The 14,052-nt window shown below is 61.1% G+C and carries 11 protein-coding genes; 2 read left to right on the forward strand and 9 right to left on the reverse strand.

Annotation, left to right across the window (positions count from 1 at the left end; translation table 11 throughout):
* Window position 1 precedes the first annotated feature (1 nt).
* The 5 genes from HU725_RS08415 to HU725_RS08435 all read right to left on the reverse strand — a co-directional run bounded on the left by HU725_RS08415 (window position 2) and on the right by HU725_RS08435 (window position 5,611).
* Window positions 2-1,324, reverse strand: a complete 1,323-nt coding sequence (locus tag HU725_RS08415; RefSeq protein ID WP_186476829.1) for a ferredoxin reductase domain-containing protein — start codon at window positions 1,322-1,324, stop codon at window positions 2-4.
* Window positions 1,321-2,856, reverse strand: coding sequence for an amino acid adenylation domain-containing protein (locus HU725_RS08420; RefSeq protein WP_186476830.1), 1,536 nt, complete (start codon window positions 2,854-2,856; stop codon window positions 1,321-1,323). Before HU725_RS08420 ends, HU725_RS08415 begins: the two co-directional genes overlap by 4 nt.
* A gap of 219 nt (window positions 2,857-3,075) precedes the next feature.
* Window positions 3,076-4,224, reverse strand: coding sequence for a M14 family metallopeptidase (locus tag HU725_RS08425; RefSeq protein ID WP_186476831.1), 1,149 nt, complete (start codon window positions 4,222-4,224; stop codon window positions 3,076-3,078).
* A gap of 135 nt (window positions 4,225-4,359) precedes the next feature.
* A complete protein-coding gene (locus tag HU725_RS08430; RefSeq protein ID WP_186476832.1) occupies window positions 4,360-4,875 on the reverse strand; it encodes a DUF4880 domain-containing protein in 516 nt (171 codons plus the stop codon).
* A 424-nt stretch (window positions 4,876-5,299) separates the two neighbouring features.
* Window positions 5,300-5,611, reverse strand: coding sequence for a DUF6124 family protein (locus tag HU725_RS08435; RefSeq protein WP_186476833.1), 312 nt, complete (start codon window positions 5,609-5,611; stop codon window positions 5,300-5,302).
* Between the two features lie 88 nt (window positions 5,612-5,699).
* Between HU725_RS08435 and HU725_RS08440 the strand changes: the two genes are divergently transcribed.
* Window positions 5,700-6,407 carry a LexA family transcriptional regulator gene (locus HU725_RS08440; RefSeq protein WP_186476834.1) on the forward strand — a complete coding sequence of 236 codons (708 nt, stop codon included), beginning with the start codon at window positions 5,700-5,702 and terminating at the stop codon, window positions 6,405-6,407.
* 34 nt (window positions 6,408-6,441) lie between these two features.
* On the opposite strand, the gene HU725_RS08445 is transcribed toward HU725_RS08440, so the two are convergent.
* From HU725_RS08445 to HU725_RS08460, 4 genes are read right to left on the reverse strand one after another with little or no spacing between them, the layout of a single operon-like run.
* Complete coding sequence (locus HU725_RS08445; RefSeq protein WP_186476835.1) at window positions 6,442-8,394, reverse strand: acetyl/propionyl/methylcrotonyl-CoA carboxylase subunit alpha; 1,953 nt, start codon at window positions 8,392-8,394, stop codon at window positions 6,442-6,444.
* The gene (locus HU725_RS08450) at window positions 8,391-9,206 is read right to left on the reverse strand and encodes a gamma-carboxygeranoyl-CoA hydratase (RefSeq protein ID WP_186476836.1); all 816 of its coding nucleotides are present in this window, start codon (window positions 9,204-9,206) and stop codon (window positions 8,391-8,393) included. Before HU725_RS08450 ends, HU725_RS08445 begins: the two co-directional genes overlap by 4 nt.
* A 3-nt stretch (window positions 9,207-9,209) precedes the next feature.
* The gene (locus HU725_RS08455; RefSeq protein WP_186476837.1) at window positions 9,210-10,817 is read right to left on the reverse strand and encodes a carboxyl transferase domain-containing protein; all 1,608 of its coding nucleotides are present in this window, start codon (window positions 10,815-10,817) and stop codon (window positions 9,210-9,212) included.
* A gap of 19 nt (window positions 10,818-10,836) precedes the next feature.
* Window positions 10,837-12,000 (reverse strand): isovaleryl-CoA dehydrogenase, encoded by a 1,164-nt coding sequence (locus tag HU725_RS08460; RefSeq protein ID WP_186476838.1) that lies wholly within the window; start codon window positions 11,998-12,000, stop codon window positions 10,837-10,839.
* Between the two features lie 311 nt (window positions 12,001-12,311).
* Between HU725_RS08460 and HU725_RS08465 the strand changes: the two genes are divergently transcribed.
* On the forward strand, window positions 12,312-13,988 hold the full coding sequence (locus tag HU725_RS08465; protein ID WP_186476839.1) for an AMP-binding protein: 1,677 nt from the start codon (window positions 12,312-12,314) through the stop codon (window positions 13,986-13,988).
* Window positions 13,989-14,052: the final 64 nt, after the last annotated feature.

A 14,052-nucleotide genomic window follows, 5' to 3' on the forward strand; every position in this document is an offset into this window, starting at 1 on the left:
CTCATGAGTCCCAGATGGCGCCGTAGGCAGGTATACCCTTGAGCTCCAACTGCTGTACCAGATTGCGGGTTATGGCCTGGTTGGCAATGCATATCACGGCTTGCGCAGGGTGGTTGCGCAAGGTTGCGAGGGTCAGGGCCAGTAAGTCGGGTTTGCCGTGCTGGTCGCTGTCCCAGATCTGCGCATGGGGTTGTGCCCAGAGCACTTCATCGACCAGCTCCTGTCCATACGTGGCCACAGGGTTGCGCGTGACCCACAGCAGGCGGCAGGGTACTTGGCCTGCGAGCAAATGTGGCAAGACCGGCCCAATACCGCTACCCGTTGCCACATATAGCACCGAGCTGAACAGCCTTTCGACTCGCGCGACTCCAGCTGTGGGCACCCCTTTTACCCACACGTGCGAGGGAGGGCTGTCGATCAACCGCCCTGTCCAGTCGCCCGCGCGTGAAATGACCAGGCGAAAGCCACTGCGTCCGGGCGTGGGTATATTGGCGAAGGCATGCCACTGCCCGAGTGGGTGATGGCTGATGCTGGTAGAGGATCCGGCAAACGGCGTTACACCATGATCGAAATGAGCCACGAGCGCGTGGCTACTCGGTTTGTCGAACCTCACCGGTACTTTGCGCAATTGCAACCAGGGCGCGATGATGCAAGCAGTCAGCAGGCAGAGTAACCAAGCTGTCGGTGTTTGCAGCCACAGGCTCCAATGCGCGTCGGGCACCCCTTGTCGGTAACTGACCAGGCTTTGAACCCACAGCAGAAGCAATGCGCTCCAACCACCAAGCCGGTGAACCTGTTCGAAGCGATCATGCCAGCGGCTGCGAATTTGCGGCAGGGCCATGACGCATAATGACGCGGTCAGCACCACCAGGGCAGCGCTGCTGCTCAGCAGTACCAGAGACACTGGCTCGCCATACCAGGCTTGGCTGCTCAGCCCCCAGGCATAAAGGGTGAACCAGGCTGTGGCTGCCACTGCCGCAGCGCTATGCAAACCGCCAAAATGGTAGACCTTTGCCAGGTTGCGGCGCAGCCACAACGGCCAATGCAATGGTGCACGCAGCACCAACCCAAAAAGCAGGTTGATGACCCGCTGTTGACGAATCACGATCGCCAACGCCAGATTCGCCAAGCTCAGGTCCAGCAGATGCTGCAACGTTGCCGAGGGCACCGGCCAAGCCCAGTGCAGCGCGCAAAACACGGCGAAGTTGCAGGCAAGCACCAGTGCGAACAAGCGTTGGTAGTGAGCAAGATCGGGGTGACTAACCAGTTGGCGCCAGCGGCTCGGTGCTCTGGAGAATGAATCGTTCGATACGGGCGCATTCATGGTGTCACCTGCGCCGCAGCCAGCAGCTCACGCAGTACGGCGCGGTCGATCTTGCCGCGACCCGTGAGCGGAAGCTCTTCGAGCAAGGTCAGGCGCGTGGGCACGGCGTAGTAGGGCAGGCGCTCGCGGCAACGCAGCAATGCTTGCTCAATGTCCAAAGACATGGGGCTAGCGAACGCCACCAGTTGACGGTCATCGAGTTTCAAGGCCGCTGCGCGATTGCAGCCAGGCAGGCTCTCGAGCGCCGCAGCAACGGCATCTAGCTCAACGCGAAACCCGCGCACTTTGACTTGGTCATCGCAGCGGCCCAAGTGTTCGAGTTCACCCGTGGCAGTCCAGCGTCCCAGATCGCGGGTGCGGAACATGGTGCCGCCCAAAAAAGGGTCAGGACGATAGCGTTGTTCCGTCAGCAGGGCATTGTTGACGTATCCCTGGCTGACGCCAGCTCCGCCTGCCCACATCTCGCCGACGTCGCCGATCGCACAAGGAACCCCGTGCTCGTCCAGAATGTAGACCGAGTTGTTCGGCGTTGGCTTGCCAATAGTCAACATGCTTGCAGCGCGGTAGCGGACCATGGTGTTGACGATCGTGGTTTCGGTGGGGCCGCAGCTGTTGTGGAAGCTGCAGTAGGCCGCCCAGCGCTCCGCCAGTGAAGGCGGGCAAGGCTCGCCCGCTACGGCGACGGTCTTGATATGGGGGCAACGGGCCGGATCCAGACGCGCCAGAATGGAGGGGGTGGCGATCAGGATGCTGCAGTGCTGCGCCGTCGCAGCAATGTCCGCTTCGCGAATCAGCAACGTGCCACCGTGACAGAGGCAGCCGAGGATTTCCCAAGCCGCCATATCAAAGCCGATATGCAGGATCTGGCCAACGCGGTCGCCGGGTGCTATCCCGAGGTTTCCTGGGGCGCTGAATAGCAAGTTGCAGACATTCGCGTGGCTGACTTTGACACCATTTGGGATGCCTGTGGTGCCGGAGGTGAATAGGATGAAGCAGGTTGCCTGGCCCGACACCATTGGCGCGCGTATCGCTGGAGCTGAGGTTTGGCACGCCGTCTCGATGACTTGACACTCAACCCTCTCGGGTATCAGCGCGAGGTGGCAAGCCTGGGTCAGAACAAGGCGAACCTGGGCTGCCTCGATCACCTGTTCGACAAGCCGCGGCGGCGTGGTGCCTATGTCCACTGGCACGTAGGCCGCGCCGCATTTGAGGATGCCGAGCAGCCCCACCAGCATGTCGATCGACCGCCTCAGAAACAGGCCTACCGCATCCCCTTGCTGGACCCCAAGGCCAATCAGGTGGCTGGCAAACGCATTCGCTTTGGCGTCGAGCTCTCCGTAGGTGATCATTTGCCCGCCATGCCGGGCGGCACAAATGTGGGGCTGTGACCTGGCCATGTCGGCGAAGCCGTGATGAACGTTCTGGTAAGGGATTTCGGCTACAACGCCGCTGCCATATTGCTCGAACAGTTGTCGATCCTGCTCGCTGAGGGATTGAAGTGCGGGCTGATGAAATTTCAACTTAGGCGGCATGCAAACATTCCTATTCGAAAAGAAGGTTTGCTTACCGATAGGGGAAAACCTGCTTCTGAAACAGGGGCGAATTTGCTCGCGGCTTAAAAAAAGAAATCAGCTACAACCTTTGAGGGCGTGAGTTGCAAGTACCCATGCAGCGGATCCTACAGTTGCGGTGAGCATTCTCGATTACGCCACGCCCGGTGTCCTCGTAACCTGAGCGTGGCTCTGAGCGTATCAGCGTAGTCCGTCCACCATGCTCGCCAATGTCTCAAGCACCGCACCCGCCAATCGCTTGGACCTTGCTCCCGACCAACCGGCCACCGGGTCCGGTGCGTCATCGTGATCCTTGAAAGGCATCTCCAGGGTCAGTGACAGACAGTCATGGGCCATGCCTACGGCATTGCATGCCAGCGAGGTATTCGCCTGGCCGGGCTCGTCACGGCTGTAGCCATGTGCGGTCTGGAAGTCCTGGGTCACGCTGCACAATGTCGTGCGGAACTGCTCTTCGAGCTTGGCCAGTCGCGGCGAGTAGCCCGGGTTGCCTTCGCATGCCGCCACGAACACATGGGGGATTTCCTCGTCGCCATGCACATCGATGAACGCATCCACTCCATACTGCTTCATTTGCGCCTGAGCGAAGAATACCTCTGGGCTGAGCTCGACACTGGCATCCTGCCAAGCCCGGTTCAAGTCCTTGCCCTTGAAGTTCGTGCGCAGGTGGCCGAGGAAAGCGCCATCGGGGTTCATGTTCGGGATCAGGTACAAGTCGGCCTTTTCCAGTAGCTTCTGAACCGTCGAGTCATTGGCCTGCAACTGGTCGATAACGCCTTCCATGAACCACTCGGCCATATGTTCGCCCGGATGTTGTTGAGCGATCAGCCAGAGCTTGCGTTTGCCAGGTGCGCCATCGCCGGCGCGCAACAGGGGAATATCCCTGCCTTGCACGCTGCGCCCATGGGCAAGCAGCTCCACGCCTGCAATCTGCTGGGCACGTTCGATCAACTGGTTGTGGCGGGCGCGGGGGTAGGGCTCGAAATACGCGAACCAGATCTGCTCCTGCTCAGCCTTGATCTCGAACGCCAGCGCCTTGCCATCGAACTGGCTTGGCACCCGGAACCAGCGCTGCTGGTCGTAGGAGGCCACAGCGTTGTAGCCGCTCCAGGCGTTCTGGTAGGACGACTGGCCGGCGTTGTCCAGGCTGAAGCGATGGGCCTGCCCCGGCGTCAGGCCGCTGACCTTGAAGTGGAACCATTGGAAATGCCCGCTGTTGGTGTCAGGGCGGATGGCCAGGTGTACTTGGGCCGGATTGCTGGCATCAATTACCTGGATGTTGCCGGAATCGAAATCGCAGTCGATTTGCAGGGGGGACAGCGTCACGGTCATGTGCGGCTCCTCAAGACTTGTTGTGAGGGTACTGTACACCGCCTGAAGGTCCGAGGTGTGTGCTGCGGGGTTGACTGTGATCACTATTGGCTGTGGAACGCGAGGAATAGAGCTTGTGCGGGGCGACACACTGGCTCAGGCCCAAAACCCTAATAGCATCAGCGCCGCCACACCGATGCCCATCGCCAACGAACACCCACCTAAAGAAATCGCCGTCCGCCCATGGCGATACCAGCCATCGAGCCCCAACGCTCGCGCCGGTGCCAGCAGGCTGCGCCAGCGCAATTCGGTTTCATGAAAGGCTTGCAGGTGCTCGGGTGCCGCATCCAGCCAGCGGCGAAAATCGATGCGCTCGCAGGCAGTCACATCAGGGCTCTGCAGCCGCACGTACCATTGCCCGGCTACCCGGGCGTTGGCATCTGCGCCTGGCTGCACGGCCTGCAGGGCTAGGTGCATGTTGCGTTCGATACTGAGCACAGGCAGGTCAAGGCGCTTGGCGATCGTGGCGTAATCCAACTGATCAAGTCGGTTGAGCAGAAACACTTGCTGCACGCGCCTGGGCAGACGTTTGAGGGCGTAAAGCCGCTGATATTCGCCAGCCTGGTCATGGGCGCAGGCCTGGGGCTCGATCGGTAATGGCAAACGATTCATGGGCAGCTCCGTGCAGGCGGGCGGGTGCATCCTCCGTGATGCGGAAATAGCGTAGGCTAGATGATATTGATTCTCAAGTGCTTATTTCGCAAAGATTTGTAATGGACGTTCACGCCCTGAAACACTTTTGCTATCATCCCCGGCATCAAAGATCTTCATTAGCCTGAAGAGCCAAAAAAAAGACCCGGCAAAAAGCCGGGTCAAAAACCGTGATTAGCCTGATGAGGAGATAATCTGGAGCGACCTAAGCTCCGGGTTATCCAGCAGATCTCGCGATCAGCTGAGTGCAATAATAATCGTTATCATTTGCCAGTCAAATGAATTTTCGTTTATCCGGTGAAAATTTTTCCGGTGCCCTTCCTTGGCCTGGCGAATGGGGCCTTTCGCCGGGCCGCGGCCATCACACTCACACCTTGTTGCCTTGCTAGAGCCCATTCTGCAGGGCGCGCTGATGTTCCAGCAGGGCCCTGGCCATATCAATCATGTGCATCAGCGCGAAAGTGAGTTCGCGGGTGCTGCCATCCTGGTGGGTGGCGGTTTCATGGGCAGTGGCCGCAGCGCAGCGCAGCAGCTCTATGGCGTGGTCCTGCGCCTGCTCGGCAGTGACGCCCTCGTGCAAGGTCCATATGCGGTTCTGCGCACTCGGACGCGTGGGGTTCGGGTTGAGGTAGTAATCCAGGGCGCGGCGTGCCGCTTCGCTGTCCAAATCTGTTACGTCGTCTTTCGGTGGTTTCATCCTGATACCTGCTAGCGCCAATGGGGAAAGGGTTCAGGTCGATGATAATACCTACAGTATTTTCACGGGCTTCCGCAAATAATACTGAATGTGTATTGAGCGCTTGGAGGCAGTCCGTATCGTGCCAGCGATGAATATGGATAAATGGATTGCCCTCGTCCGTCACCGGATGGAGGAGCTAGGGCTCACTCAAGAGCAGCTTGCCGAGCGCGTTGGCGTGTCTCAAGGCAGCGTAGGGCATTGGGTGAACAAGCGGCGACAGCCAAAGATCGAGTCGATGAACCGCACCTTCGTCGAGATCGGTATGCCCCACTACAGCGTCAGCCTGCAACTGCGTATCCACGGCGCGGTTGGCGAGGAGCGTGGCCTATACGATGTTGACGATAGTGATACTGATCTCGATCTCATGCAATACATCGTGTGCTTCCGCTACCCCGTTGTGGCCTGGGATGAGCTGGGTGCTGCCGAGGGTGCCGCCCCTTGCGTGTTCGAGCAGACCGACTACCTGGCCCAGGGCAAAGCCTTCTGGCTGACCGTGGAAAACGATGCCATGAGTTCGGCCACTGGCCGCAGCGTGCCCCAGGGTATGCGGATTCTGGTCGATCCTGGGCTGGAGGCGGAGACCGGTCGGCTGGTGATTGCCCGCCAGCCCGGCAGAAAGGCATTTTTACGTGAACTGGCCGAGGAGGGCGGGCAGCAGTATCTGAAAGCGCTCAACCCCAGCTATCCGACGCACGTGTGTGAAGAGGGCTGTGAATTCCTCGGCGTTGTCGTGCGGGCACACGGGGCATTCTAGACTCAAAAGGCCGCGCAGCGGCCCTTTGGTTATCTCACTCGGCCAGTTCGACCAGCACGGTGCCTTCGCTGACCATCTCACCTTCCTGGCAAAACAACGTTTTGACTGTCCCGGCATGGGGCGCTCGGACGCTGTGTTCCATCTTCATCGCTTCGAGCACCACCAATGGGCATCCAGCCTCTACCGCTTGGCCTAGTGCCACCAATACTCGCACGATGCTGCCGTTCATGGGCGCAGCCAAGCCGCCTTGGTTGCTGTGGCTGGCCTCTGCTGCGGCGATCGGGTCGAACGACTGCACGGCATGCATTTCGCCATCCCACCGCAGGAACAACGTACCCTCGCGGCGGATCGCCAGGTAGCGACGGCGCACCCCGTTGTCGTCATGACAAAGCTGTTCGCCGTCCAGTTGCCATGTAGGAGCGGCACTGTGCTCAAGCGCAACCGCTTGGTCATCGCCCCCACTCACCAAATGCAGGCTGCTGCTCGCAGGCAAACCGAGCCGCAGCCCGTTGCGCCGTGCCCAGGGCGAGCCGCTATCGTCCGCTCGCTGGTGTGGCGCGTGGCCTTGTAACCATGCCTGTGCCGCTGCCTCCCAGAATGCCGCAGGCAACGCCTGCGCAGCGGGAAGCAACACCTGCTGATGGCGAGGAATAAACCCAGTATCAAGCTCGGCGGCGGCGAAGGCCGGGTGCGCGAGAATCCGCCGCAGGAAGGCTATGTTGGTTTTTACGCCGCCAATAGCGAATTCGTCGAGCATCGCTAGCAGCCGCAGGCGTGCCTGCTCTCGGTCTTGGCCCCAGGCAATCAGCTTGCCGAGCATGGGGTCGTAGAACGGTGATACCTCATCCCCTTCGCTGACCCCGCTATCGACCCGACGGCCGTCTCCGGGTGCCGATTCGCGGTACAGCGTCAGCCTACCGGTGGCTGGTAGAAACTCATTGGCCGGGTCTTCGGCATATAAGCGCACTTCTATGGCATGGCCGTTCAGCGCCACCTGCTCCTGGGTGATTGGCAGCGGTTCGCCACAGGCCACGCGGATCTGCCAGGCCACCAGGTCAAGCCCGGTGATGGCTTCGGTGACTGGGTGTTCGACCTGCAGCCGGGTGTTCATTTCCATGAAGAAGAATTCGCCGCGGGCGTCGAGCAGAAACTCGACGGTACCGGCTCCGACATACCCGATGGCCTTGGCCGCACGCACCGCGGCTTCGCCCATGGCTCGGCGCAGCTCGGCGGGCAGCCCTGGCGCGGGGGCCTCTTCGACCACTTTCTGGTGGCGGCGCTGAATCGAGCAGTCACGTTCGTTCAGGTACAGGCAGTTGCCATGCTGGTCGGCGAACACCTGAATTTCCACGTGGCGTGGCTTGAGTACGTACTTTTCCACCAGCATGCGCGCATCGCCAAATGATGACTGCGCCTCACGCTGAGCCGAGGCCAGTGCGTCAGCCAGCTGGCTTTGCTCCTCGACCACTTTCATGCCTTTGCCACCGCCGCCTGCGCTGGCTTTGAGCAACACCGGGTAGCCAATGCGCTCGGCGGCGAGGCGGAAGGTTTCCAGGTCTTGGTCCTGGCCGTGATAGCCAGGCACCAACGGCACACCTGCATCTTCCATCAGTGCCTTAGCGGCTGATTTGCTACCCATGGCATCGATGGCGCTGGCCGGTGGGCCGAGGAAGATCAGCCCAGCGGCTTCGATGGCGCGGGCGAAACCTGCGTTTTCGGAGAGAAAGCCATAGCCTGGGTGGATCGCCTGAGCGCCGCTGGCCTTGGCTGCGGCAATGATCTTGTCGATCACCAAGTAACTGTCGGCAGCTTTGCTGCCGCCCAGGTCGATTCGCACGTCGGCTTCACGGCTGTGGCGGGCGTCACGGTCGGTGGCGCTGTGCACTGCGACAGTGGTCAAGCCCATGGCTTTGGCGGTGCGCATTACCCGGCAGGCGATTTCGCCGCGGTTGGCGACCAGCAGGGTGGTCAGCGTAGGGCGGCTCATGGGCGTGGCTCCTTGTTGTCATCGGTTTGCCAGGCAGGGCGGCGTTTTTCCAGGAAGGCGCGCAGGCCTTCCTGGCCTTCGGCGCTGACGCGGATGCGGGCGATGGTGTTTTCGCAATAACGGCGCAGCGCTGGGCTGAGTTCACCGTCGTCGACTTTGCACAGCAAGTCCTTGGTGGCGCGCAGCGCTTGCGGGCTGTTTTGCAGCAGATTGTTCACCCAGGCTTGTACCTGCGCCTCAAGCTCGGTGGCGGGGTATACCTCGGCCAGCAAGCCCAGTTCGCGCGCGCGCGCGCCGCTGAAACGGTCGGCGGTCAATGCGTAGCGGCGGGCCGCGCGTTCACCGATGGCTTTGACCACGAATGGGCTGATCACTGCCGGAGCCAGGCCGATACGTACCTCCGAGAGGCAAAGCTGAGCGTCTTCAGCGCCGATGGCCATGTCACAGCAGCTGATAAGCCCCACTGCGCCACCAAAGGCTGCGCCGTGAACCACCGCCAGGGTCGGTGCCTTGAGGCGGTGCAGGGCATACATCAACTCGCCCAGTTCGCGGGCATCATCCAGGTTGGTGTTGAAGTCCAACTGCGCCGACTGCTGCATCCACGCAACGTCGGCGCCAGCGCTGAAGTGCCGGCCCCGGCCGCGCAGCAGCAAGAAGCGCAGGCTGGCGTCGTCCGACAGTTGGTCAAGGGCAACGATCAGCTCACGGATCATCTGCGCATTGAAGGCATTGTTCTTGTCCTCGCGGCTCAGCCACAGGGTGGCGAAGCCGCGCGGGTCGCGGATCACTTCGAGGGTGCTGAAGTCATTCATCGGTCACATCCGGAAAATGCCGAAGCGGCTCTGTTCGATCGGGGCGTTCAGCGCGGCTGACAATGCAAGGCCAAGAATGTCTCGGGTCTGTGCGGGGTCGATCACGCCGTCATCCCATAGGCGAGCGCTGGAATAGTAAGGATGGCCCTGGCGTTCGTACTGGTCGAGAATCGGCTGCTTGAGCCTGGCTTCATCCTCGGCGCTGAAAGCCTGACCGCTGCGTTCGCTCTGCTCGCGCTTGACTTGCGCCAGCACCCCGGCAGCCTGCTCGGCACCCATCACGCCGATCCGCGCGTTGGGCCACATCCACAGCAAGCGCGGGTCGTAGGCGCGGCCGCACATCCCGTAGTTGCCAGCGCCGAAGCTGCCGCCGATGATCACCGTGAATTTCGGCACCTGAGCGCAGGCCACGGCGGTGACCAGCTTGGCGCCATGCTTGGCGATGCCGCCTTCCTCGTACTTTTTGCCCACCATGAAGCCTGTGATGTTCTGCAGAAACAGCAGCGGTACCCCGCGCTGGCAGGCCAGCTCGATGAAGTGCGCGCCTTTTTGCGCAGCCTCGGCAAACAGAATGCCGTTGTTGGCCAGGATGGCTACTGGGTAACCCTGCAGGTGAGCAAAGCCGCACACCAGGGTGGTGCCGAACAGCGCCTTGAATTCATCGAACAGCGACGCGTCCACCAGCCTTGCAATCACTTCGCGCACGTCGAAGGGTTGTTTGGCATCTGCCGGGATCACGCCGTAAAGCTCCTCGGCGCTATACAGCGGTTCAGCCGGCACCTGGCACTGCAACTTGCCAAGCTTGTGCCAGTTGAGATTGGCCACGCTGCGCCTGGCAATTGCCAGGGCGTGTTCGTCGTCGTCGGCGTAATGGTCGGCTACGCCGCTGGTACGGCAATGCACGTCGGCGCCGCCAAGCTCTTCGGCGCTCACCACTTCACCGGTGGCGGCTTTGACCAGCGGCGGCCCGGCCAGGAAAATGGTCGCCTGCTGGCGGACCATGATCGCTTCATCGGCCATGGCTGGCACATAGGCACCGCCCGCGGTGCAGGAGCCCATCACCACGGCGATCTGCGGGATACCCAACGCGCTCATGTTGGCCTGGTTGAAGAAGATTCGCCCGAAATGCTCGCGGTCGGGGAACACTTCGTCCTGGCGTGGCAGGTTGGCGCCGCCGGAGTCCACCAGGTAGATGCACGGTAGTCGGTTCTGCAGGGCGATGGTTTGTGCGCGCAGGTGCTTTTTCACCGTCAGCGGGTAGTAAGAGCCGCCTTTGACCGTGGCATCGTTGGCCACGATCATGCATTCAACACCCTCGATGCGCCCGATGCCGGCGATCAAGCCGGCTGCCGGTACGTCCTCGCCATACACTTGGTGGGCGGCCAACTGGCCGATCTCCAGAAATGGCGAGCCTGCATCCAGCAGCCGGTCGATGCGCTCACGTGGTAGCAGCTTGCCACGCGAGGTGTGCCGCTGCTGAGCGCTCGGCCCACCTCCCTGGGCCACTTGGGCGAGCAGGCCGCGAAGGTGTCTGACCTGTTCGAGCATGGCCGCGCTGTTATTGGCGAACTCTGCCGAACGCGGATTGATCTGGGTATGCAAGATAGCCATAGGCGCCCGTTCCTTGTTCTCAGCGGGTTTCGTTGAACAATTCGCGACCGATCAACATTCGGCGAATTTCGCTGGTGCCGGCGCCGATCTCGTACAGCTTGGCATCGCGCAGCAGGCGGCCAGCTGGGAATTCGTTGATGTAGCCATTGCCGCCGAGAATCTGGATCGCTTCCAGGGCCATCTGCGTGGCGCGCTCGGCGGTATAAAGAATCACCCCGGCGGCGTCCTTGCGGGTGGTTTCGCCACGGTCGCAGGCCTGTGCCACGGCATACAGGTAGGCGCGGCTGGCGTTGAGTTGGGTGTACATGTCGGCAAGCTTGCCCTGGATCAACTGGAACTCGCCGATGCTCTGGCCGAATTGTTTGCGATCGTGAACATAGGGCACCACCAGGTCCATACAGCTTTGCATGATGCCGGTCGGGCCGCCGGAGAGCACCACGCGCTCGTAGTCCAGGCCGCTCATCAACACCTTCACGCCGCCGTTGAGTTGCCCAAGGACATTTTCGGCCGGCACTTCAACGCCGTCGAAAAACAGCTCGCAGGTGTTGGAGCCGCGCATGCCCAGCTTGTCGAATTTGTTGCTGCGGCTAAAGCCTTTCCAATCACGCTCGACGATGAAAGCGGTGATGCCATGAGCGCCCTTGTCCAGATCGGTCTTGGCGTAAATCACGTAGGTGTTGGCGTCTGGGCCGTTGGTGATCCAGGTCTTGCTGCCATTGAGCACATAGTGATCGCCGCGCTGCTCGGCGCGCAGTTTCATCGACACAACGTCGGAGCCGGCGTTGGGCTCGCTCATGGCCAAGGCACCGATGTGCTCGCCGCTGATCAGCTTGGGCAGGTACTTGAGTTTCTGTTCGTGGGTGCCGTTGCGGTTGATCTGGTTCACGCAGAGGTTGGAGTGGGCGCCGTAAGACAGTGCCACCGAGGCCGAACCGCGACTGATCTCCTCCATGGCAACCACATGGGCCAGGTAGCCCAGGCCTGTGCCGCCGTATTCTTCGCTAACGGTAATCCCCAGCAAGCCCATGTCGCCGAACTTGCGCCACATGTCGGCGGGGAACAGGTTGTCATGGTCGATTTGCGCTGCACGTGGCGCCAATTCGGCGGCGACGAAGGTGCGCACTTGGTCACGGAGCATGTCGATGGTTTCGCCAAGGGCGAAGTTCAGGCTGGGGTAATGCATTCAATGGCACCTTCTTGTTCTTGAAATAGGAGTAACACCGTAGCTCACGGCCATGACTTCGTCCCAGTGGGAGTGGGTTGGCACTGCGCGAGCGATCGTTCAGGCAGTGGGGTCGCTCGTACTGACGCATTTGGGTAAGCCCACTCCCGCAGTGGGTGTGCTGGGTCGTGCGGTCTTGTGCATAACCTTTACGTTAACGTAAGCCTGCGTTGGTTCGCTGTCAATCGACTCATCACCTTTACGTAAACGTAAATCTAGGCCAGAGTAGTTGTCGCCCGTCGTGCCCAAAACAATCACAAGAAGGGACACCCATGAGTCAACCAAGCTATACCCGCGGCCGCCAGGACCAACCGCTGCTAACGATGACCATCGGCCAGGCTTTCGACGCGACCGTAGCCCGCTGCGGCCACGGTGAAGCACTGGTAGTGCGGCACCAGAACCTGCGCTACAGCTGGCGGCAACTGGCCGAACAAGTCGACCTGCATGCCCGTGCGCTCATGACCTTGGGCGTGCGTGAGGGCGAGCGGGTTGGCATCTGGGCACCCAACTGCGCTCAATGGTGCATCCTGCAAATTGCCAGCGCCAAAGTCGGTGCGATTCTGGTGAACATCAACCCGGCGTACCGTGTGGGTGAACTGGAGTACGTGCTCCGTCAGTCCGGCTGCTGCTGGCTGGTATGTGCCGATGCCTTCAAGACCTGCGATTACCACGCCATGGTGCAGCAGTTGGTGCCGGAGCTGGCCAGCGCCGGGATGGGTAATTTGACCAGCCAGTGCTTGCCGCAGCTGCGTGGTGTGGTCAGCCTGGCGGCTAACCCGCCAAGCGGCTTCTTGCCTTGGCAAACCCTTGCCGAGCGGGCAGGGCAGACCTCGCTGCAAGCCTATGCGGCCCGCCAGCACAGTGTGAAGTTCGACCAGCCGGTGAATATTCAGTACACCTCCGGTACCACCGGCGCACCCAAGGGCGCTACCCTCAGCCATTACAACATCCTCAACAACGGCTTCATGGTTGGCGAAAGCCTGGGACTGAGCGCGCTTGACCGCATGGTAATCCCGGTGCCGCTGTACCACTGTTTCGGCATGGTCATGGCCAACCTGGGTTGCATCACCCATGGCAGCACCATGATCTACCCAAGCGACGCCTTCGACGCTGAGCTGGCATTACGTGCAGTGGCCGAGGAGCGTGCGAGCATTCTGTATGGCGTGCCGACTATGTTCATCGCCATGCTCGACCACCCGTCGCGCCTGCAGCTGGACCTGTCGACGTTACGCAGCGGCATCATGGCCGGCGCTACCTGCCCAATCGAGGTGATGCGCCGGGTGATTGACCAGTTGCACATGGCGCAAGTGCAAATCGCTTACGGCATGACCGAAACCAGCCCAGTGTCCCTTCAGACCGGCCCCGATGACGAGCTGGAATTGCGCGTGACAACCGTGGGGCGTACTCAGCCTAAGCTTGAGACCAAGCTGGTGGACGGCGAGGGTTGCATCGTCCCCCGAGGCCAGATGGGCGAATTGTGTACCCGTGGCTACAGTGTGATGCTTGGCTACTGGGGCAACCCCCAGGCCACCGCTGATGCCATTGACCCGCAGGGCTGGATGCATTCAGGCGACCTGGCAACGATGGATGAGCAGGGTTATGTGCGTATCGTTGGGCGTAACAAGGACATGATCATCCGTGGAGGCGAGAATATCTATCCACGGGAGTTGGAGGAATTTCTGCACACCCACCCGGCGGTGGCCGAGGCCCAGGTCGTGGGTATACCCTGCAGCAAATACGGTGAGCAAGTGGTGGCGTGGATCCGCCTGCACCCAGGCCATAGCGCTACGGCGGATGAGCTGCAGCAGTGGTGCAACGGGCGGATAGCGCATTTCAAGACGCCACGGCATTTCTGCTTTGTCGAGGCGTTCCCGATGACCGTGACCGGCAAGGTGCAGAAGTTTCGCATCCGCGAGATCAGCATTGCGCAATGGGTAGCTGGAACGTAGAACAGGGCGCCTGGTGTTAGCCGCTGAGTGGCCGGTGCCCCGCACTCTGCAGCGGGGCACGGCC

This window comes from Pseudomonas promysalinigenes (assembly GCF_014269025.2).
GTDB lineage: Bacteria > Pseudomonadota > Gammaproteobacteria > Pseudomonadales > Pseudomonadaceae > Aquipseudomonas > Aquipseudomonas promysalinigenes.